The 20,020-nt window shown below is 69.7% G+C and carries 17 protein-coding genes; 4 read left to right on the top strand and 13 right to left on the bottom strand.

Annotated elements, in window-relative coordinates; translation table 11 throughout:
- Positions 1-11: 11 nt before the first annotated feature.
- From Afe05nite_RS44370 to Afe05nite_RS41595, 10 genes are all read right to left on the bottom strand, one after another.
- A complete protein-coding gene (locus Afe05nite_RS44370; RefSeq protein WP_239118612.1) occupies positions 12-404 on the bottom strand; it encodes a hypothetical protein in 393 nt (130 codons plus the stop codon).
- A 405-nt stretch (positions 405-809) separates the two neighbouring features.
- A complete protein-coding gene (locus Afe05nite_RS41555; protein WP_203822858.1) occupies positions 810-2,060 on the bottom strand; it encodes a metal-dependent hydrolase family protein in 1,251 nt (416 codons plus the stop codon).
- The gene (locus Afe05nite_RS41560; protein ID WP_203822859.1) at positions 2,044-3,501 is read right to left on the bottom strand and encodes an MFS transporter; all 1,458 of its coding nucleotides are present in this window, start codon (positions 3,499-3,501) and stop codon (positions 2,044-2,046) included. The genes Afe05nite_RS41555 and Afe05nite_RS41560 overlap by 17 nt, the downstream gene beginning before the upstream one ends.
- Before the next feature lie 11 nt (positions 3,502-3,512).
- A complete protein-coding gene (locus tag Afe05nite_RS41565; RefSeq protein ID WP_203822860.1) occupies positions 3,513-4,322 on the bottom strand; it encodes an S-methyl-5'-thioadenosine phosphorylase in 810 nt (269 codons plus the stop codon).
- The gene (locus Afe05nite_RS41570) at positions 4,319-5,512 is read right to left on the bottom strand and encodes a pyridoxal phosphate-dependent aminotransferase (RefSeq protein WP_203822861.1); all 1,194 of its coding nucleotides are present in this window, start codon (positions 5,510-5,512) and stop codon (positions 4,319-4,321) included. The genes Afe05nite_RS41565 and Afe05nite_RS41570 overlap by 4 nt, the downstream gene beginning before the upstream one ends.
- Complete coding sequence (mtnC, locus tag Afe05nite_RS41575; RefSeq protein ID WP_203822862.1) at positions 5,509-6,267, bottom strand: acireductone synthase; 759 nt, start codon at positions 6,265-6,267, stop codon at positions 5,509-5,511. Before mtnC ends, Afe05nite_RS41570 begins: the two co-directional genes overlap by 4 nt.
- A complete protein-coding gene (locus Afe05nite_RS41580; RefSeq protein ID WP_203822863.1) occupies positions 6,264-6,848 on the bottom strand; it encodes a 1,2-dihydroxy-3-keto-5-methylthiopentene dioxygenase in 585 nt (194 codons plus the stop codon). Before Afe05nite_RS41580 ends, mtnC begins: the two co-directional genes overlap by 4 nt.
- Positions 6,849-6,890: 42 nt before the next feature.
- On the bottom strand, positions 6,891-7,556 hold the full coding sequence (mtnB, locus tag Afe05nite_RS41585) for a methylthioribulose 1-phosphate dehydratase (protein WP_203822864.1): 666 nt from the start codon (positions 7,554-7,556) through the stop codon (positions 6,891-6,893).
- On the bottom strand, positions 7,553-9,073 hold the full coding sequence (mtnA, locus tag Afe05nite_RS44375) for an S-methyl-5-thioribose-1-phosphate isomerase (RefSeq protein WP_239118610.1): 1,521 nt from the start codon (positions 9,071-9,073) through the stop codon (positions 7,553-7,555). The genes mtnB and mtnA overlap by 4 nt, the downstream gene beginning before the upstream one ends.
- A complete protein-coding gene (locus Afe05nite_RS41595; RefSeq protein WP_203822865.1) occupies positions 9,070-9,840 on the bottom strand; it encodes a class I SAM-dependent methyltransferase in 771 nt (256 codons plus the stop codon). Before Afe05nite_RS41595 ends, mtnA begins: the two co-directional genes overlap by 4 nt.
- 337 nt (positions 9,841-10,177) lie before the next feature.
- Here Afe05nite_RS41595 and Afe05nite_RS41600 point away from each other — a divergent pair, with 337 nt between their 5' ends.
- Positions 10,178-13,399: a non-ribosomal peptide synthetase gene (locus Afe05nite_RS41600; protein WP_203822866.1), complete on the top strand. Its 3,222-nt coding sequence runs from the start codon at positions 10,178-10,180 to the stop codon at positions 13,397-13,399.
- On the opposite strand, the gene Afe05nite_RS41605 is transcribed toward Afe05nite_RS41600, so the two are convergent.
- A complete protein-coding gene (locus tag Afe05nite_RS41605) occupies positions 13,335-14,306 on the bottom strand; it encodes a LysR family transcriptional regulator (protein ID WP_203822867.1) in 972 nt (323 codons plus the stop codon). The genes Afe05nite_RS41600 and Afe05nite_RS41605 overlap by 65 nt on opposite strands.
- Before the next feature lie 151 nt (positions 14,307-14,457).
- Here Afe05nite_RS41605 and Afe05nite_RS41610 point away from each other — a divergent pair, with 151 nt between their 5' ends.
- Positions 14,458-15,417 carry a DMT family transporter gene (locus Afe05nite_RS41610; protein ID WP_203822868.1) on the top strand — a complete coding sequence of 320 codons (960 nt, stop codon included), beginning with the start codon at positions 14,458-14,460 and terminating at the stop codon, positions 15,415-15,417.
- Here Afe05nite_RS41610 and Afe05nite_RS41615 read toward each other — a convergent pair.
- Positions 15,411-15,782: a hypothetical protein gene (locus Afe05nite_RS41615; protein WP_203822869.1), complete on the bottom strand. Its 372-nt coding sequence runs from the start codon at positions 15,780-15,782 to the stop codon at positions 15,411-15,413. The genes Afe05nite_RS41610 and Afe05nite_RS41615 overlap by 7 nt on opposite strands.
- Positions 15,783-16,077: 295 nt before the next feature.
- On the opposite strand from Afe05nite_RS41615, the gene Afe05nite_RS41620 reads away from it, so the two are divergent.
- Complete coding sequence (locus Afe05nite_RS41620) at positions 16,078-16,293, top strand: hypothetical protein (RefSeq protein WP_203822870.1); 216 nt, start codon at positions 16,078-16,080, stop codon at positions 16,291-16,293.
- An 83-nt stretch (positions 16,294-16,376) separates the two neighbouring features.
- Here the strand turns inward: Afe05nite_RS41620 and Afe05nite_RS41625 are convergent, their stop codons facing one another.
- On the bottom strand, positions 16,377-18,593 hold the full coding sequence (locus Afe05nite_RS41625; RefSeq protein WP_203822871.1) for a P-loop NTPase fold protein: 2,217 nt from the start codon (positions 18,591-18,593) through the stop codon (positions 16,377-16,379).
- Positions 18,594-19,530: 937 nt separating this feature from the next.
- Between Afe05nite_RS41625 and Afe05nite_RS41630 the strand changes: the two genes are divergently transcribed.
- Positions 19,531-19,926 (top strand): peptidase inhibitor family I36 protein, encoded by a 396-nt coding sequence (locus Afe05nite_RS41630; protein WP_203822872.1) that lies wholly within the window; start codon positions 19,531-19,533, stop codon positions 19,924-19,926.
- Positions 19,927-20,020: the final 94 nt, after the last annotated feature.

Below are 20,020 nucleotides of genomic sequence, written 5' to 3' on the forward strand. Positions count from 1 at the left end.
TCATAGGTTCTTTAGCCCACCGAGCCCGCCTGACCGCACGGCGGTCCACGTCCGAGGGGGTGATCGTGGGTCTTGGAGGGGTGCGCTGAGCAGCGGCCGTAACACTTGGTCATACTGCTCGGCAGCGAACGTGAACGGGGCGAGTGGTCGAAGGCCGCCGCGCAGGGTTTGCCGTCTACCGCGATCACCCGGCGATAGCGGCGTGACGGGGCTGATGGGCGGGTCCGGGTATGCAGCCAGCCGGCGAGAACGGTTGCCAGCAGGGTCGGATCGAGCCGGGTCAGCAGCCGCCACATCGTCGTGACGACAGGGACGGTATCGCCGAAGCCGAGGCGGCCACGGCCGTGTTCATCCAGGTCATCCAGCCAGTCGGTGATCGCCGCGAACGAGGACGCACCGGCCATGACCGCGCAGACCGCGACAGCCAGGACCGCGGACAGCGGGAAGCGGATCCCGCGCGGGTTCGCGCCGCCCAGCACACCCGCCGACGCGTCAAGGAAAAAGCCGCCGGAACCGGGCCGCCGGACGCGATGAAAAACAAACACCCTCCGAGAAACGGCTGGCCGCTAAGAAGCGAAGCCGCAGGTCACGCTCCCGCCGACACCCGCATCGTCACGAAAAGTAACGGCATCATGAGGCACCCGCACGACACCCACCGTCCACACGGGCCGGACAACACCAAGGGCCTGAACCACGTTTTCGCAGCTCAAGCCCTCAATGATCTTGTGCGCCCGAAGGGACTCCAACCCCTGACCTTCTGATCCGTAGCGCCGAACCCCGGCAGGTTCCGCCCTGCTCGGCCGCTCTGCTCAGCGAGCCTGTGGTCCGGCCAGCAACTGCCCCGCCATCATGAGCAACCGGCGGTACTTGGCCGGCTCGGTGAGCACCGCTAGGTGCTCCAGCGGATTGCCGTCCGTCGCGATCAGGTCGGCGTACGCACCCGGGGCGATCACCCCTAGGGTGCCCTCCGCGCCGAGCATCGCGGCGGCGGTGGAGGTGGCCGAGCGGATGATGTCGAGCGGTCTCAGCACCTCCCGCCGCAACTGGAACTCGTCGAGCTGGTAGCGCTGCATCCCACCCAGCAGGTCGGTGCCGAAGACGATGTTGACGCCACCCCGGTGCGCGGTTTCCAACGCTCCCAGGCCCGCGTCGAGCACGTCGTACACCTTGCGGTGGACGTGCTCCGGGATGCCGGCGGCCCGGCCGTCCCGGGCGATGGCCTGGTAGGTGACCAGGGTGGGGACCAGATAGGCGTCGGTGGCACGGAACAGTACGACGCTGCTGTCGTCGAGCAGGTTGCCGTGTTCGATGCTCCGTACTCCGCACCGCAGCCCTCGGTTGATCGCCTCCGCCGTGTACGCGTGGCCGGCGACGTACCGCCCCGCCGCGTGGGCCTCGGCCACGATGGCGGTGATCTCGTCGAGTGCGAACTGGGTGGCGTCGATCCGGTCGGTCGGCGAGGTGACCCCGCCACCCAGCATGATCTTGATGTGGTGCGCCCCCTTGCGAAGTTCGTCGCGGGCCGCGCGGCGGCACTCCGCGACGCCGTCGCACACCCGGCCGAAGTCGGGGCAGCAGTACGGGACGGTCCTGACGTCGCGGCCGGGACGTCGTACGTCGCCGTGGCCCCCGGTCTGGGAGAGTGCCTTGCCGGCGAAGAACAGCCGGGGCCCGGTGACGAGGCCTTCAGCGATGGCGTCGGCGAGGCCGTGGTCCGCGCCGCCGCAGTCACGGACCGTCGTGAAGCCGCGCATCAGCATGTCGTGCAGCGCCCGGGACGCGTGGGCCCCCACGTAGTAGTGCGACAGGTCCGGCAGCGCGGACAAGTCGGCCGTGGCCGCCGTGACATGCACATGGCCGTCGATGAGTCCGGGCATCAGGGTGGCCCCCTCCAGGTCCACCACCGGCGCCTTCGCGTGCCGCACCTCGGCACCGCCCACCTCGGCGATCAGCCCGTCGACGACCAGGACGCGACGGTCCGGCGTCAGGGTGCCGGCGACCGGGTCCAGCACGGTCGCGTTGACCAACAGCCAGGTCTTCCGGTCATCTCGGGCCGACACGGGGACTCCTTCCTTCTTTGCCGACAGCGACGGGGCCGTGTGCCCCGTCCGGCGTGGGTGCGGTCGCCGACCGGCTGTCGCTGATCTCCTCCAGCGCCCGCCCCCTGGTGGACACCCCGAAGACCAGGACCACCACCACACCGACGGCGAGCACTCCCGTGGTGACCAGGAAGACGCCGTCGAAACCGATGACCGGATAGGTCGCCCCGATCAGGATCGGCGCGGAGATCCCGCCGATGCGGCCGACCGCCGACGCGGTGCCCATGCCCCGCGCCCGGATCGCGGTCGGGTACAGCTCGGGGGTGTACGCGTAGATCGCGGCGTAGACCCCGTTCATGAAGAAGGAAAGCAGTCCGCCGAAGATCATCACCTGCGCGGAGATATCCGACCCGGACAGCAGGTACGCGGCCACCGAACCGCCGCCGAGGTACAGCGCGATCGTCCACTTGCGGTCCAGCAGGTCGTTGAGCGCCGCGGCAGAGTAGTAGCCGGGGATCTGGGCCAGGTAGATCACGATTGAGTAGGTGAAGCTCTTCGCGATGGTGAGCCCGTCCGCGTACAGCAGGGTCGGTATGAAGGTGAAGAAGCCGTAGAACGAGAACGTGATCACCACCCAGAGGATCCACAGGAGGGCGGTACGGCCGGCCAGGTCCCGTCGCCACAGCCCGCCGATGCCAACCTGCCGGCGCGGCGCGGTACCCGGTGGGGGGTCGGCCGGGGCGACAGTGGGGGACGGAGCGGCGGGGGAGAGCGGCCGGATGGCGGGCGCCCGCGCTGCCTGCCGTTCGATCGCCTCCACCACGGCGCGGGCCTCGTCGGTCCGCCCCTGGGCGAGCAGGAAACGGGGTGACTCCGGCGCGGACCGACGCCACCACAGCAACAGGACGATGGGCACGGTCGCGACCACGTGGAGCACCCGCCATCCCTGCGGCCCCATCGGGACGATCCACCGGGCCAGCAGAGCGGCACCGACGTAGCCGAAGGAGAAGAAGCCGGCGAGCGCACCGATGAACCGGCCACGGAGTCGCCCGGGGACGAACTCGGACAGGAACGCCGGGATGATCGCCGACTCGGCCCCGGTGCCGATGCCGGCGACCATCCGGGCCAGGAAGAAGAACTCCCAGTTGGGAGAGACCGCCGCGACCAGGGTGGCCAGGCAGAACACGGCCAGCGCCCACATCATCACCCGACGCCGGCCGATCCGGTCGGCGATGATGCCGGCACCGAGGGCACCGAAGAAGAAGCCGATGAGCGTGGAACTGCCGACCAGACCGGTCTGGCCGCTGCTGAGCTGCCACTTCTCGGTGATGGAGGGCAGGACGAAGGCGACTGTGGCGACGTCGAGGCCGTCGAAGGTGAGCCCGAGGCCTCCCATGGCGAGCAGAGTCAGGTGTGGTCGGGAGAACGGGAGCCGTTCCAGACGGGCCAGCAGGTCGGACACCGGTTCCCCGCTCAGGCCGGCTCGAACGGGAGATCGATACCATCCAGCACCGCACCGCACCGGCAGGCGGGCTTGCGGGGCAGCGCGTCGACCACCCGTAGCAGCAGGGCCTGCAACCGTTCGACGTTCTCGGCGAAGACCTGGAAGACGTCCTGCTGCTGGACCTCGTCGCCGGGGGCGAGGCCGGCGTCCAGGTCGGTCACCAGGGCGATGGACGTGTAGCACAGGGCGAGTTCCCGGGCCAGGCTCGCCTCGGGTTGGCCGGTCATGTTGACCAGCGACCACCCCTGCCGGGCGTACCACCGCGATTCGGCCCGGCTCGAGAAGCGCGGTCCGTCGATCACCACGGTGGTCCCTCCGTCGGTCACCGGATTGCCGTGCTCATGGGCGGTCTTCAGCACGGTCTCCCGGCCGACGGGGCAGTACGGATCGGCGAACGAGACGTGTACCGCGCCCGAGTCGTAGTAGGTCCGGTGCCGCCCGGAGGTACGGTCCACGATCTGGTCCGGCACCACCAGGCTGCCCGGCCCCAGTTCGGGCAGGAGCGAGCCGACGGCACAGGGCGCGAGGACCTGACGTACCCCGACGGCGCGCAGCGCCCAGATGTTGGCCCGATAGTTGATCTTGTGCGGGGGGAAGCGGTGGTCGGCGCCGTGCCGGGCGAGGAAGGCGACCGTCCTGCCGCCCACCTCACCCACCGTCAGCGGACCGCTCGGTGGGCCGAACGGGGTGTCGACCGTGATCTGTTCGCTCTCCGCGAGCAGCGTGTAGAACCCGGTGCCGCCGATGATCCCGACGTCGGGTCGTGCCTGCGTGGTCATACTGCCTCCTGGCGGTACGGCGTTGTGAGGTCGGCCAGTCTGCGCGCCGCCTCGTCCAGCACCTCCGGCTCCTTGCAGAACACGAAGCGGACGATCGGCAGCCCGTCGGCGGGGTCGTCGTAGAACACGGCGCTCGGGATCGCGGCGACCCCGGCCCGGTGCGGCAGCTCCCGGCAGAAGCGGATGCCGTCCGCCGTGCCGAGGGGTCGGATGTCGGCCTGTAGGAAGTACGTTCCCTGGCATGCGTACGGTGTCAGACCGGTGGCCACCAGACCGGCCCGCAATCGGTCCCGGTTGGCCTGCAGCCGCGCCGCCTGGGCCCGCACCCAGGGCTGCTGGGTTCCGAGTGCCTGCGCCACCGCGACCTGGAAGGCGGTGCCCGAGGCGAAGGTCAGGTACTGCTTGACCCGCCGCACCGGGTCAACCAGAGGGGCTGGACCGCACACCCAGCCGACCTTCCACCCGGTGGCGCTGAACGTCTTCCCCGCCGACGAGATGGACAGCGTCCGTTCCCGCATCCCCGGCAGGGTGGCGAGCGGGGTGTGCACGGCACCGTCGTAGGTCAGGTACTCGTAGACCTCGTCGGTGACGGCGACCAGGTCGTTGCGCCGGCAGCAGGCGGCGATGGCGGCCAGCTCCTCGGCGTTGAAGATCGTGCCGGTAGGGTTGTGCGGACTGTTCAGCAGCAGAACCCGGGAGCGGCGCGAGACCGCGGCCGACAGGTCGCCGGGGTCGAACCCGAACCGGCCGGTGGCGTCGGGCCGCATCGGTACGACCCGCCGCCGACCCCGCGCCAAGGCGATGCTGGCGGCATACGAGTCGTAGTACGGCTCGAAGACGATGACCTCGTCGTCCGGCGCGCAGTGGGCCAGCAAGGCCGCCGCCAGGGCCTCGGTTGCTCCCGTCGTCACCAGGACCTCGGTGTCCGGGTCATAGTGGGTGCCGTAGCGCAGGGCCCGCTGGGCGGCGATCGCCTCCCGCAGTTCGGGGAGCCCGGCCAGCGGCGGGTACTGGTTCGCGCCCGCCGCGATGGCGGTCCGGGCCGCCTCCAGCATGGCCGGCGGGCCGTCGGTGTCCGGGAAGCCCTGCCCGAGGTTGACCGCCCCGGTCCGCTGCGCCAGGGCGGTCATCTCGGTGAAGATCGTCGTGTCCGAGCCGGTGCCGGTCGGGTAGGCGGATCCTCGGATCATCGCGGCCCCCCGGCACCGGGCCGCGCGGCCGGTAGGCCGTGGCCCACCGGCCGCGGCCCGCCGGTCAGGTCGTCCCGCAGGTCGAGCTGGTCGAAGGTGGTAACGACCGAATGGTCGCCACCCACCGGCGGCGTGTCGTCCCGCTGGACCGCGACGGTGTGCCAGCCCGCCGCCCGGGCCGCGTCCAGTTCGGCGGCCACGTCGGACAGGAACACGATCGAGGCCGGGTCGGTGCCGATCGACCGGGCGATCGAACGGTACGAGTCCGGTTCCCGCTTGGCGCCGCCGTTCTCCAGGTCGAAGAACCCGGTGAGGTACGGCAGCAGGTCGCCGTGCGGGCTGTGCCGGAACCACGCCCGCTGCGCGGCCACCGACCCGGACGAGAAGATGTGCACAGTCCACCCCCGCGCCGTCCACGCTCGGAGGGCCCGCGGCACGTCGTCGTACACGTGTGACACGAGCGCGCCGTCGGCGAGGGCGTCCTGCCAGATCAGCCCCTGGATGGTCTTCAGGGGCGCGACCTTGGCGTCCCGCTGGATCCAGTCCCGCAGGAGGTCGACGATCTCGTCCCGGCCGGCGTCCGGCCGGCCGGCGATCCTGGCCGCGGACCGCAGCGCGTCGGCGACCGCCGGTTCGCCGCCGTGGGTCACCACCCAGGACCCCAACACCTGGGACGCGTACGGGAACAATCGGTCGTGTACGTAGCCGACCGAGCTGGTGGTGCCCTCCACGTCGAGGACGACGGCGCGGCTCATGGCAGCCGAGCCGTGCGCAACTGGTCCAGGCTGGGGAACCGGTTGGCGATGCTGTCCGGCAGGAAGTTGCCGATCCAGCCGTCCTCCTCCTCGAAGAACCGGATGGCGGTGAACTGCGGCCGGTCACCCATGTCGAACCAGTGCGACGTGCCCCGCGGCACCCAGAGCAGGTCGCCCGCCTCGCACACCACCGCGTACACCTTCGCGCCCACGTGCAGGTAGAAGCAGCCGGACCCTTCGACGAAGAACCGCACCTCGTCTTCGTCGTGGGTGTGTTCCGAGAGGAACTTCGTCCGCGCCGCATGGGCCTTGTCCGACCACTGCGGGTCGGTCTCGTCGGGCTTCATCCGTACGACGTCGACGAGCCGGAACCCGCCCTGGCCGCAGATCCGGTCCACCTCCGGCCGGTAGGCGGCGAGAACGTGCTCGGGCGAGGCGTCCGGGGCCACCTTCCGATCGAGTTCCCACTGCTCGAAGTCCACGTTGAGCGGGCTGAGGGCCGCGCGGATCTCGTCGGGCCGATCGGTGCGCTCCAGCACCGTCCGGGCGTCGTCGTCGGGCATGATCTGCAGCAGTGTCATGGTGTGCTCCTAACTGAGTCGCTGCCGTCCGATGGGTGTCGGTCAGTCGCCGATAAGGAGGGCGAGCTGGCAAAGCGCTTCGAGGCACTCGAGGCGGTCGCTCGCCTCGGCCAGGTCGGCTCCCCAGGTGGTCGCGCCGTGGTGGGTGATGAGCAGCGCGGGTGCGGGGTCGGTCGCCGGGTGGGCGAAGTGCTCACCGACCTCCGCCGCGATCCGGGGCACCTCGCGCCAGTTGGCGAACAGGGGGATCTCGATGCTGTCCAGGTACGACCGACCCATCCCCTTGATCAACTCCAGGTCGGTGAAGCGCACCGGCCCGCCTCCGGCCCGGGACCTGCGGCTCGCCAGCGCGGTCGCGTACGGCGGATGGGCGTGCACCACCGCCCCGACCGTCGGGAAGGCCCGGTAGACGGCCAGGTGGATGCAGGTCTCGGCGGAGGGCCGGGGCGAGCCGGGTCGCACCGGCGCACCGGTATCGGCCCGGACGAGCACCGTGTCGGCGGAGGTGAGCCGCCCCTTGCCCAGCCCGCTGGCGGTGATCAGGACCGCGTCGACTCCGGACCGGACCGAGACGTTGCCCGAGGTGCCCGGCATCCAGCCCCGCTCGTAGAGGGCCCGCGCCGTCGCGCTCAGCCCGGCGGCGTCGTAGGGGTCCGCAGCGGCGCCGTACGAGGCGGTGGAGACGACGTCCGCGGGATGCGCCGTCATGACCGGTCGGTCCGGAGCGCGACCAACCGGTGGGGGTGCAGTCGACGGCCTCCGCCCAGCCCGGCCAGCTCCAGCAGCACGCCGAACCCGGCCACCGCAGCGCCGCTCTCGGTGACCAGCTTCGCCACCGCGGCCAGGGTGCCGCCGGTGGCCAGCACGTCGTCCACGATCAGCGCCCGCCCGTCCGGTGGTATCGCGGACTCCTGCATCTCCAGCACGTCCTCGCCGTACTCCAGGTCGTACTTCACCGACCGCAACGGGCCGGGTAGCTTGCCGGCCTTCCGGACCAGGACCAGCGGCTTTTCCGCGGCCAGCGCGACCGCGGTGCCCAGCATGAAGCCGCGGGCCTCGATTGCGACGACGTGGCTGAACGCGTCGCGGTACGCGGCGGCCACGGCGTGGGCCGCCGCCCCGAGCGTCGCCGGCTGTGCGTAGACACCGGCCAGGTCACGGAACCGCACCCCGGGCCGGGGGAAGTCCTCGACCACCGTGGCGAGCCGGTCGATCCGGTCCGCCAGGTCACCGGCGCCCGGGTCGGCGGGGTACCAGACGCGGTCCTCGGTCACGATCGCGGTGACCAGGTCCCTCGGCGTGACGTCGAAGGCCGGGTTGAACACCATTGTGCCGGCGCAGGTGGTATCGACGCCGGCGACGGAGGTCACCTCGTCGCTCGGCCGCTGCTCGATCGAGATCGCGGCCCCGGCGGGCGTTGCCTCGTCGATGGTCGACTCCGGCGCGACGACCACGAACGGCACGCGGTGGCGGGCCGCCGCGACGGCCAACGGGTAGGTTCCGATCTTGTTGGCGACGTCGCCGTTGGCGGCGATCCGGTCGGCACCGACCACGACGCAGTCCACCAGCCCGGCGGCCAGCGCGCTCGCCGCCGCCGAGTCCACCAGGAGTCGATGAGGTATGGCGGCGTCGCGCAGCTCCCACACGGTCAGGCGGGCCCCCTGGAGCAGCGGCCGGGTCTCGGTGGCGAAGACCATCTCGACCTGGCCGTGCTCGGCGAGGTGGTGTACGGCACCCAGCGCCGTACCCACCCCGCCGGTGGCCAGCCGCCCGGTGTGGCAGTGGGTCAGGATCCGCAGCCGTGGCCGGGGGCAGAGCCCCCGCAGGAGATCCGCGGCCCGGGACGACGCGGCCCGGTTGACCCGCTCGTCCTCCTCGGCGAGTGCGATGGCTTCGGCGAGCACCGCGTCGGCGCCCTCGGCCAGCCGGCTCAGGGCACGCTCGACCCCCCAGGCCAGGTTGACCGCCGTCGGCCGGGCCGCGGCCAGGCGCGCGGCGTCGCTGCGTACCGGCTCGTCCGTCCTGTGCCGGTACGCGGACAACGCGACGCCCAGGGCGCCCGCGATCCCCAGCGCCGGGGCTCCCCGGATCGCGAGTCGGGCGATCGCGTCGATCAGTTCGTCCACCGTGGTGATGCGCAGGACGTTCCGGCGGTGCGGCAGCGCGGTCTGGTCCACCGTGACGATGGTTCCGTCGTCCCACGCCAGGGTCGGTTCGGCGCTCATTCCCCGGTCCCTGCGTCGTCCTTGGCCCCGGCGACGAGGTACATCTGGCCGGGGGTCGAGATGTTGTTGTTCAGCATGTATGCCTGGATACGGTCGGGCGAGTCCTCGTGCGACCCGATCCAGTGGTCGATCTGCGCGTCGGTGAACGGGCAGAAGTGCTGCACGTCGACCGTGCCGAAACCGGCGGCGGTCAGCATCGCCGCGGTCTCCTCCGGCGACGGCGTGGCCCGCAGCAGCCATTCGCGGTCGGCGGACCCGTAGAGCGACAGCATCCGTCCGTCCGGCCACGAGGTGTTCCAGTTCGAGATCACCACAGATCCGCCGGGGGCGAGGAGGCCGTGGACGGTGGCCAGCGTTTCGATCCGGTCGGCGTCCGGGATGTGAGCGAACGTGCCCATCATGAAGGTCGCGAGATCGAAGCTCTGCTCCGGAAACGTGACGGTACGGATGTCCCCGCAGACCAGCTCCACCCGGTCGGTGATGTCGGACCGGCGCAGTTCCTCCCGGGCCATGGCGACCGCCGCGTCCGCGACGTCCAGGCCGACGCTGCGCCATCCGGCGCGGGCGAACAGCATCGGGTACCGGCCCGTGGCGGTGCCCACGTCGAGCATCCGGCCGGTGAGCTGTCCGCGCGCGGCGAGCGCGTGGAACAGGGCGTCGCGTTCCAGCCGCTTCTTGACCTCGTCGACCCCTCGAAGATGGCGGTACTCGCGGTACCAGGTCGAGTGATAGGTAATCGTGTCGGCGAACTGGTCGGTAGATGACATGGATCTCCCCTAACCGAAACGAATGTTCGAGCAGAACCAGACCGACTGAGCAGAACCAGCAACCGGATCGCTGCGCTGCGAGGTGCTCGCTGCTCGGCTTGGCGGAACCGAACTACCGCTGTTGCCCCTGCTCTTCTTCATTCTGGAGACACTGACCGTCAAGTGACTCCCGTATTTCTATCGGCATCTATGGCGTAAATCAATTTAAGATTTTCTACATCGAGCTTTTAGCGATTCTGCGCCAAATGGAAGGTCCACGAATAGGGTAATCCCCTTACAATTTCCGAACGACGGATGATGATCGTGCCGAATCGCGGAGATATGCAGGAGGTCGGGCGTGCCTGGCAATGAGACGCCAACCGGTGGGACGGTCGACACGCTGCTACGCAGAAGCGTGGAGGCCCATCCCGACCGCTGTGCCCTGCGCGGCCAGGGACAGAGCTGGACCTACACCGAGCTCGACCGGCGGGTCGGTCGGCTGGCCGGCGCGCTGCGCGAACGCGGGGTGGGCCTCGGCACCCGGGTCGGGCTGTTGCTGCCCCGGTCGGCCGAGTGCGTGGCGCTCATCCTCGCGGTCCTGCGCCGGGGTGCGGCCTACGTCCCGCTGGACCCCGGCCACCCGGTCCGACGGCTGGCGTACGTCCGCCGGCACAGCGGCGTCCACCTCCTGGTCACCGGCGGTGGGCACACCGCACCACCCGGCCCCGGGTCGGACGTGGCCCTCGACGACCTGCTCCTGGAGGCCGAGGCGTCCACGACGGACGCCCCGTCGAGCGACGCCACCCCCGACTGCACCGCACACATCCTCTACACCTCGGGCTCCACGGGAACTCCGAAGGGCGTGCGGCTCAGCCAGCGTGCGGTCGCGAACAACGTCCGCGGCTGTGTGCGCACCTTCGGCCTGCGGCCCGACGACGTCCTCGTGCTCAAGACACCGCTGACCTTCGACGTGAGCGCGTACGAGATGTTCTCCACCCTGGCCGCCGGGGCCTGTCTGGTCGTCGCGCCCCCCGGTGCCGAGGGTGATCCCGACCTGCTCGCAGCGACCGTCGACAACTACCGGGTCACCGTCCTGCACACCGTCCCGGCGCAGCTCCGGGCATTGACGGACACCGAGACATTTGTCCGGAACACGTCCCTGCGGGCGGTGATGAGCACCGGCGAGAAGCTGCCGGTCGTGCTGCAACGGGCCTTCCACAGCGTCCGCCGGGAACCGCTCTACAACTTCTACGGCCCGACCGAGACCGCGTTCGCGACCGCCTACCGGGCGGTGCCCGAGAACGCCGCCACCCTGGCGGACCAGGCCACCGTCCCGATCGGATGGCCGCTGGACAACGTCCGGTGCTACGTCCTGGACGACGCCGGACGGCCGGTGCCCGACGGTCAGACCGGCGAGCTGCACATCGGCGGGGAGAGCCTGGCGGACGGCTACCTGAACGACGACGAACGCACCCGGGAACGGTTCCACCACGTCGACCTCGGTGGGGGGCGAACCGACCGGGTCTACCGCACCGGTGACCTGGTCCGTAGCCTGCCCGGCGGAGAACTGCTCTACCTGGGCCGGATCGACGACCAGGTCAAGATCGCAGGACAGCGGATCGAACTCGGCGAGGTCGAGGCCGCCATCCTCGATGTGCCGGGCGTCCGCGCGGTAGCGGTCACCGTACGGGAACGGGACCCGGACGGGACGCCCGAACTGTCAGCCTTCGTGGAGTTCGACCCGACGGGTCACCTCACCACCACGGGCCTGCGTACCGCCCTCGGGGCGTGGTTGCCCGGACGCATGATCCCCGCCCATCTCGTGCCGGTGGCGAGGATCCCCCTGCTGTCCAACGGGAAGACCGACCGGCTGGCCCTGGCCCGGCTGCACCCGTCGGCCCCCGCCCCCCGGTCGCCCGGGGTCCGACCGGTCACCCCGCTGCGACCGGACACCCCGATGGCGGAGCTGGTCCGCCGGTGCTTCACAGAGGCGCTGGGCGGCCCGCCACCGACGGACGACAGCCACTTCCTGCATGAGGGGGGTGACTCCCTCCTCGCCATGCGGGTGGTGGCCCGGCTACGCCGGGCCGGCGTACCGGTCTCCGTGGCCGAGTTCCTGTCCCACCCGGTACTGGCGGACCTGGTCGAGTACCTGGGCAGGTCGCCGGCCCGACCGGTGCTGCCGGAGTCTGGCTGCACCCGCCCGGCCACGGCCGCGACGGCTGCGGCGCCGGTACACGATTGGTTCACCGAACGGGTCCGCACGGACCGGGCTTACTGGAACATGTTCGTGCTGCTCCGCGTGTTCCGGCCGCTCGCCCCGGCGCACCTGGAGGCCGCGCTCCGGGCCCTCCTGGCGGCACACCCCGCCCTGCGCGCCCGCTTCTTCGACGACGGGACCGGGGTGCGGATGGTGCCCGCCGACCGGATCACCGCCGACCGGCTGGTACGCACCCTTGACGTGACCGGCACCACCGAGCGCGACATCGCCGTCGACCGGCTGCACCGGTCCCTCGCTCCGTCCACCGGTGACCACCTGCGGGCGCTGCTGATCCACGACCGGGAGGGCGACGCCACGCACCTCGTCGTCGCGATCCACCACCTCGTGGTTGACGTCGTCTCCTGGCACGTGCTCCTCGACGACCTGGTGGTCGCGCTGGACGCCCTCGAACGCGGTGCGGAACCCTCGCTGCCGGCGCCGGCGGAGACATTCCAGGGCTGGGTCGACGCCCTGCCGCCACTCGGCACGGACCTCCACGAGGCGGCCTACTGGCTCTCCGTTCTGCGCCTGCGGCAGGCGGCGCCGAGCCTGGCCGCGCGCGGCCAGGCTCGGCGCGAGCAGGCCGGAGAACTCCTGACGTTCCGGATCCCGGCCGCGACGACCCGGCAGTTGCTCGGTCCGGCTCCGGTCCGGCTCGGCATGTGCGTCCACGACGTCATGGCGGCGGCCGTCGGGATCGCGCTCGCCCGCTGGCGTCCGGACGGGGCCGTGACGTTCGACCTGGAAACCCACGGCCGGCACCGGTGGCCGCGACTGGACAGGGTGGTCGGGTGGTTCACCGCCGTCTTCCCGGTTGCCTGGCCCAGCGCGCCGTCGACCGGCCTGGCCACCGAGTTGGCCCCCGCGCGGGCGGCGTTGGCGGCGGTGCCGCACGGCGGTACCGGCTATGGCGTCCTGCGCCGGCACGCCGGCGACGCGGGGACGGCGGCGGCACTCAGGGCGACGCCGCCGGCTTTGGTCTGCTTCAACTACCTGGGCCGGGGTGACCTAGACCCGCCCGGCGACCGGTTCCGGACCGACGGCACGCCCGTGCCGTGGGAGGCGCGCTCTCCACGTGCCGAGCGGCCGTACCCGGTGGAGGTGTCGGCCGTGGTCCTCGACGACCAGTTGACCGTGGGGCTGAGCTGGGCCCCCTCGGCCGCCGACGGGCTGGACGAGTCGTCGGTGCGTCGCCTCCGTACGCACCTACGGACCGTACTGGACGAGCTGGCGCTCGCCTGCGCCGCCGAGGCGGTCAATGGTGCAGCGCCGTCACCCGCCCACCGTCAGCCGGGCCCGCAACCGTGGTGCCGAGCCTGACCGTGTCGTCCAGATTGGCGGTGACCGCAGTGAACGCGTTGATCAGCCGCCGCAGTGTGGGTCGGCTGCGGGCGGCGCTGCGCACCGCCACCGAGATCCGTCGGCGCAACGGGCGCTCGGCCGGCACCAGGCACCGCACGTCGTACCGGGTCTGGGCGATGGTGATCGCCGGCACGAACCCGATGCCCAGACCGGCCTCGATCATGGCCAGCAGGACGGTGAAGTCGTTGCTCATGTACGCGATCTCGGGCGTGAACCCGGCGTCGACGCAGGTGCTGACCATGGCCGCGTGGCACAGGGTGCCCACCTGGCACGTCAGCCACGGCTCGGCCGCGTACGCGGTCATGGGGAGGGCCGGCTGGGCGAGGGGGTGTTTCGTCGGGAGGACGAGATACATCTGTTCGCTGAACAAGGGCGTGAACTCGGTCCCGGGCTCGACCAACGCCGGCGACGGGTCGTACTCGTCGACCAGGGCGAGGTCGATTTCGCCACGGCGCAACGCCGGCAGGCTCTCGTGGGCCTCCATCTCGTGCAGGCCGATCTCGACCGGGCGTCTTTCGTTCACGCAGAACGCGAGGGCCTGCGGGACCGCCAGTCGGGAGACGCTCGGAAAGGACGCCAACTGCACGGCGCCCTCGACGCCGTCCCGCAGATGCGCGAGCTCGGTCTTGGCCTGCTCCACCTCGGCGAAGATGCGCTCGGCGCTGCTGACCAGCACCCGGCCGGCCTCAGTCAAGGTCAGTTGACGGCCCTTGCGATCCAGCAACGGCATGCCGACTTCCTTCTCCAGGGTCGCAAGCTGCTGGGACACCGCAGAGGGAGTCAGCTGCGCCGATTTTGCGACCGCACTGACCGTGCCCAGGGAGGCGAAATGAGAAAGCAGGCGGAGTCGCCGAAGATCGAACATCGGTTCCAGACTTTATCGGTCGCGCCCAGGTGCATCACCGAGGAGTTACTTTCCGCGTCTCTCGCCTCTACCCAGAGTGAGGCGGTGTTGAAGCTACTACAGGTTCAAGATCCGTTCAATGGCTCCGGTACAAGAGACAGCAGGCACAACTATGGATCATCAAACCGCATCCCTCCACGCCGGTCCGGACCGGCGGATCACCCCGACTCCCGACGCCAACCGGCAGGGGGCCCTCCTGGTACTGGTCGCCGCCGTGCTGTGGGGCACCACCGGCGCCACCCAGGTACTCGCGCCGGCCGAGGCGTCCGCGCTAGGCATAGCCGCCGCCCGGCTCTGCACGGGCGGACTGATCCTGCTGGCGTGGGCCCTGGCCCACCGCGGGACCGCCGGGATGGCCGCCTGTTGGACCCGCTCCACCTGGGCGCTCACCGTGGTCGGGATCAGTTCGGTCGCCGCCTACCAGGCGCTCTTCTTCTCCGCCGTGCGCAGTACAGGCGTCACCACCGGAACCCTGATCGCGATCGGCTGCGCGCCGTTGATCACGGGTCTGCTCGGCCTGGCGATCAAGGAAAGGCTCACCCGCGTCTGGGCGGTCGGGACCGCGATGACCGTCGCCGGACTGGCGCTGCTCTCCGTTCCAGGCGGCGCGGTGCTCGTCCGGCTCTCCGGAGTGCTGTACGCGCTGGCCGCCGCCGCCGCGTACTCCACGTACACGGTGGCCGGACGGATGCTGCTCTCCCGCGGGGTCGACGGGCGGGTCGTGGTCGGCACCTTCTTCGGTTTCGCCTGTCTGCCGATCGTCGCGCTCTCCGCCCGTGACGACTTCACGTGGCTGACCGCGTGGAACGGGATCGGTGTCACCCTGTGGCTGGGCATCGGCGCGACGGCGGTGCCGTACCTGCTGTGGATCCGTGGCCTACGGACCATAGCTGTGTCGTCGGCGACCGCCATCGGCCTCGCCGAACCGTTGATGGCGAGCGCACTCGGCATCTTCGTCCTCGGCGAGGAGGCCTCCCCCTGGACCCTCACCGGGATGGCGGCCATCGTCGCCGGGCTGGCGGTGGTTGGCCGCGACGGCACGGACGCCAGGGAGCCGGCGACGCGTCAGTAGATGGCGTCCCCGGGAACGGCGTCACCGGCGACCACGATCGGGATCGCCTGGGCCTGCCCCTCGGGGCTCGCCGGATGCGGAGCTCCCAGCACCAGCGCCTGCGACACGTACGGGCCCATTTCGCGCTCACCAAGATTGACGCACGCCACCACGTTCGCACCGACCAACTCGTCCTCGCCGATCAGCGCGTACTGGCCGACCGAGACGCGTTTGCCCAACGGGCCGAGATCCAACTCGATCACCCGGCACGGAAAGCGCGTGTTCTCGGCAATAGGTGCCGACAGGACCCGTGCCACCCGAAGATCGACATTCTGGAATTTGCCAAAAGTGATCTGCGGCTTTACCACCGAAGCAACCCCGGCCATCGTCCGTCCTTTCCAATCGCCCGGGGCCGAATCGCCTGCAGCGGATACGGCGGCCCCGGTTCGGTAGCGAACCAGCCCCACTCTATCGGGTCGGGCGGCTGTGAGCCGAAACGGGAATGGCACCGGCGTGCTCCGAAACCCTCGACTGGCGGTTTCCAAGCCGGCGTCACCATCCTGAAGAAACACACACCGAAATTCATCAAGTCCGGCCTGAACGAAGTCGCCGAAGTCGGCCGGGCTTCGCTGAAGGGTCATGAAGCAGGACGGCCGGGCCGTCCTGGCCGGGCCCAGGTAAGTGGCGACGAACCCGTCCGCGCCGCTGCGCGACGGCTGGAACAGGACGAAGAACTGGGCGGTCGCCCACAAGGACCTGCTGTACGAGGCCGGAGCGATCGGCCTGACCATCCTCGCCGGTGCGGCGTGCGGCTGTCCGGGTGCGGATGCGGTCGAAAGGCGATGTGCCGCCTCGCTGCTGATCACGACGACCGGGCACACCAGGAGATCGGAATAGACGTCGATGTCTATCCTCGAAGCTCGGGGCCGGCCGACCTGGATGTGGGGGCAGAACGTGAGTTCGCCCTTACGTGGCCACCGTTATGGCGTCGAAGGACAGCCGTTGATGGCCACGACTGCCCGCTCGATGGCTCGCCGCGCCTCGCCGGGATGCCGCGAGAGTGCAGGTTGCGCCTCGGCTAACAGCCGGACGGCTTGGGTGGTCGCCGTGTCCTGCCACTGGTCCGGCATCCGCTCACGGGCGAAGAACTTACTCACGGCTTGGGCAAATTTTAGGTAGGAGTCAAGTGCTCGGACGAGTAGCTCGCCTTCAGTCACCGGGCCCGAGAGGGTCGGCAACTCGGCCACACTCAGCGCGTCGTTGATGCGCTGGTGCACCGGACCGGTGCCCTCTATCAGCAGGTCTCGGAGAGCGATGAGGTCCTCCGCGGCGCGGATCGCTTCGTCCTGCCTCGCCGAGGGCCGGCCTGGGTCGTCGCTCTGCTGCGGACGGTTTTGGTGATCGGCCGTGACGCGGTCCGCCGTCGCTTGGAGAACTGCCGCTACATCGTCCACCAGGACGGCGTCAACGACCTCGGCCAGCCGGACCTCTGGTGCGATATCCATACCTTGCTGCGTCGCGTCGCGCTCGGCTCGCGCAGCGATGGTGACGCAGGCCCGTGCCGTCCGGACCAGGTCGCGCGGGTGGCCGCCGGACCAGCAATGGCAGAAGTACATGGCCGGTACGGAGAACTGCGTGGCTCTGCGGGACAGCAAGGAACGCGATTCCTTCGTTTCCAGACGCCGAACCTCCACTATGGTGTCAAAGGCAGAGTCGAAGACGTCACGCACGAGAATGCCGCGAGCGGCGAAGCTGTGCATCGCGTCGGTGGAGACCGACACGAGTACGTGCAGTCTTCTCAGGTGGAACAAATCCTTGAGGCTGTTAATCACCGCGACGACGTCGCTGGGCTGATCCATCTTGTCCAGCTCATCGATGGCCACGATGATTGGCTGGTCTGCGGTGCGAGCCAGCTCGGTGCAGAACTCGCGCAGACGGGCTACCGCGTCGGCGTCGGAGAGCGCGCGTTCGGTGAGGGTCAGTTGATCTTCGCCAGACCCGTTGATGAAGCCGAGCTTCCAGCTGACCGAGTTCTTGGCTTGTGTGGCAGACGAGTACCGCAGGTGTTCTAGCTCCCGGCGGGCCAGTGCGCGGACCTCGCGGTCTCGGGAGGACCGGGCGCCCAGGTCGGCGACCACCTCCGGCCTCATGGCCCACCCGGCGAGCCACAGCACACGTGCCAGGATGCCGAGCAGGGCTCCGGCGGCGGCGATGCACAGGACGGTGACGGTGCTGACGCGCCAGCCGGACGACTCCGAGCGCTCTGACAATCGTGCCTGGTCATTGGCCCATATCACGACCACAGCGATGGCGGACAGTAGTACCAAAACGCTTGCCACCAGGCGGCGCAGGGCGGCCAGGCGGCCTCCGGTGGGCTCGGAGAGCAGTAACCGGCCGACCCCCGGATGGAGCACCTCATGCGCGAGGCTGCTGTGGACCAGTCGGATCAAGGCGCCCGGCTCGTATCGCTTCGGAGCGGGGACCCGGACACCGATTGGCCGCAGCCGCCGTTCGTGGATGATCTTCTCCATCAGCGTTGACTTGCCGACGCCCCGCGGTCCCGCGATACCGATCGCGGAGGTCGAGTGCTGTGCGATGAATTCGACCAGTTCTGTGTAGGACGCTGAGGGAATGGCGTTGTCGACGCCGATGCCGACCAGGGTCGGGGCGAACGTTGATTTGAACGTGTTGCCCCAGGCCAGCGTGGGCTCTGTGCGCTCGAGGATGCGTTCGCGGAGCAGCTCCCCGACGGCGTCCTCGGCCGCCGCCGCGAGAGCCTGTTGCGCCTGCTTCAGCTGGCGGCGGTCGCCGCGTACCTCCAGGTGCCGGGTGCCCGCCAAGCTAGCCATTCCCGCGGTGAAGATCAGCAGTGCTAAGGACAGCAGGATCTGCCAGTCACCGAACCCGGAAGCGAATGAGGAGGTGAAGCACACGAGCGTACCGATCAGCGATGCCACTGCCAGGCCGGTGGGCAGCCAGGGCCGCGTCCTTGCTGCGGCGCAGCGTTGCCGCGCCGCCCGCACCGCGCGGAGTTCCGGCGCGACCCGCTCGGCGATCACACCGGAGCGCGCCGCCACCTCACCGGCGAGTGTCTCGTGGATGTTCGTCGGCTGGTCGAGGTCGTTGCCTCGTCGCACGAGCAGCACACGAGCTACCGCCTCGAGATTGAGGTCGTGCTCATCCCAGACTTCCGCCATGCCCGCGTCTCCTGCCTCGTCGTGTGGGCCGACCACGTCACGTTAGGACCCGCGCCGAGCGGCCAGAAGGTCTGCGGCGCCGGTTCCAGCTGTCGGTCGGACAGCGGAACGTAGTGATTCACCCTGCAGTTCAAGGCTGAGATTGTCGAGTTGTGCCAGCGGGGGAGACCGCACCGTCCGGCAGGTCAGCCAGGATTTCGACCTGACCGAGACCGCTGTGCGGGAATGAGTCAAGCAAGCCGAACTCGACACCGGCACCCGCACTGACGGGCCGACCTCAGGCGAGCGGGCCGAGCTCGCGCAGCTGCGGCGAGAGAACCGCAGGCTGCGCGAGGACGTCGACATTTTGGAGCGGGCGACGGTTTTCTTCGCGAGGAGACCCGGTGAACGTCTTCCCCTCTGTATGAGCCGCCGGACTTGCGGGTCACGGGCTCACGCAGCGACGGTCATCGCGGCGGCCGGGTTCAACCCGGCAGATGTCGACGCGCCCAACCGCTGCGGCGGCCACAGCCGGCGACGTCAGCATCCGTTGCTCCGGCCGGTCGTCGTTCACCCGCGTGGGTGACGGCCGCCCAAGACGTCCGGTCACGATCGTCCCCCGAGGGTGGTGACCGGACCCGGCCACGCGGTGGGTCCGCCGGATCACGGCGCGACCAACCGCACGGCAGCGCAGCTCGGATGTCGGCCCCGTGCCCACGGACATCGGCGGCGAGGGAGCCCTCGGTGGACAGCGAACTCGTCAACCGGGCCCGCAGCCTCTGGCAAGATCAGCCGATTCGCGCTGTGTAGCTGCCAGCCGAGCTTTAAAACGATCTCCTTGGAAACGTGAATCATGATTGTTGATATTGCTCAGGTTGGGGGTTTTCCCTGTTCCTCAGATCAGAGCGACCACCTACGTTCTATTTATTGAGGTCACTAAAGCCATGTGGAGGTTGCAGTGCAGAAGATTTCTCGGCGTCTACTTTCCGTCCTGGCCATGACTTCCCTAGCCGTCTCTGGGGCGGCCGCAATCGCTTCCCCCGCGAGTGCTGCGCAATCCGATTGCCCGTCGGGGTACATCTGTTTCTGGCGCGACATCAACTTCAACAATTCTCGGTACCAGTTTCGCGACCGCGGTTGGCAGTTCCTTGGCTGGTATGGAGCGAACGACGCCGCGGATTCAGTTTACAACCGGACCGGGATGAACGTCCGGCTGTCGTTGAACTGGTCGGGCTCGGCCGGTACTTCTCCTTTCATCTGCCTGCAGAACGGGGCAGCTCCGAATGATCTGGGCGCAATCTACGGACAATCGTGGCACGACTCGGTCTCCGGCGTGAATATCGGCGGATGCTGACAAGGCTTCGACGACCACGGCATTGAGGCGACTTAGTGCTTGAATCTTCTGGCCACGTCCGCCAGTAAATTCAGCAGACTCGCTACGCCATCAG

The sequence above is a fragment of the Paractinoplanes ferrugineus genome (assembly GCF_016862195.1).
GTDB lineage: Bacteria > Actinomycetota > Actinomycetes > Mycobacteriales > Micromonosporaceae > Actinoplanes > Actinoplanes ferrugineus.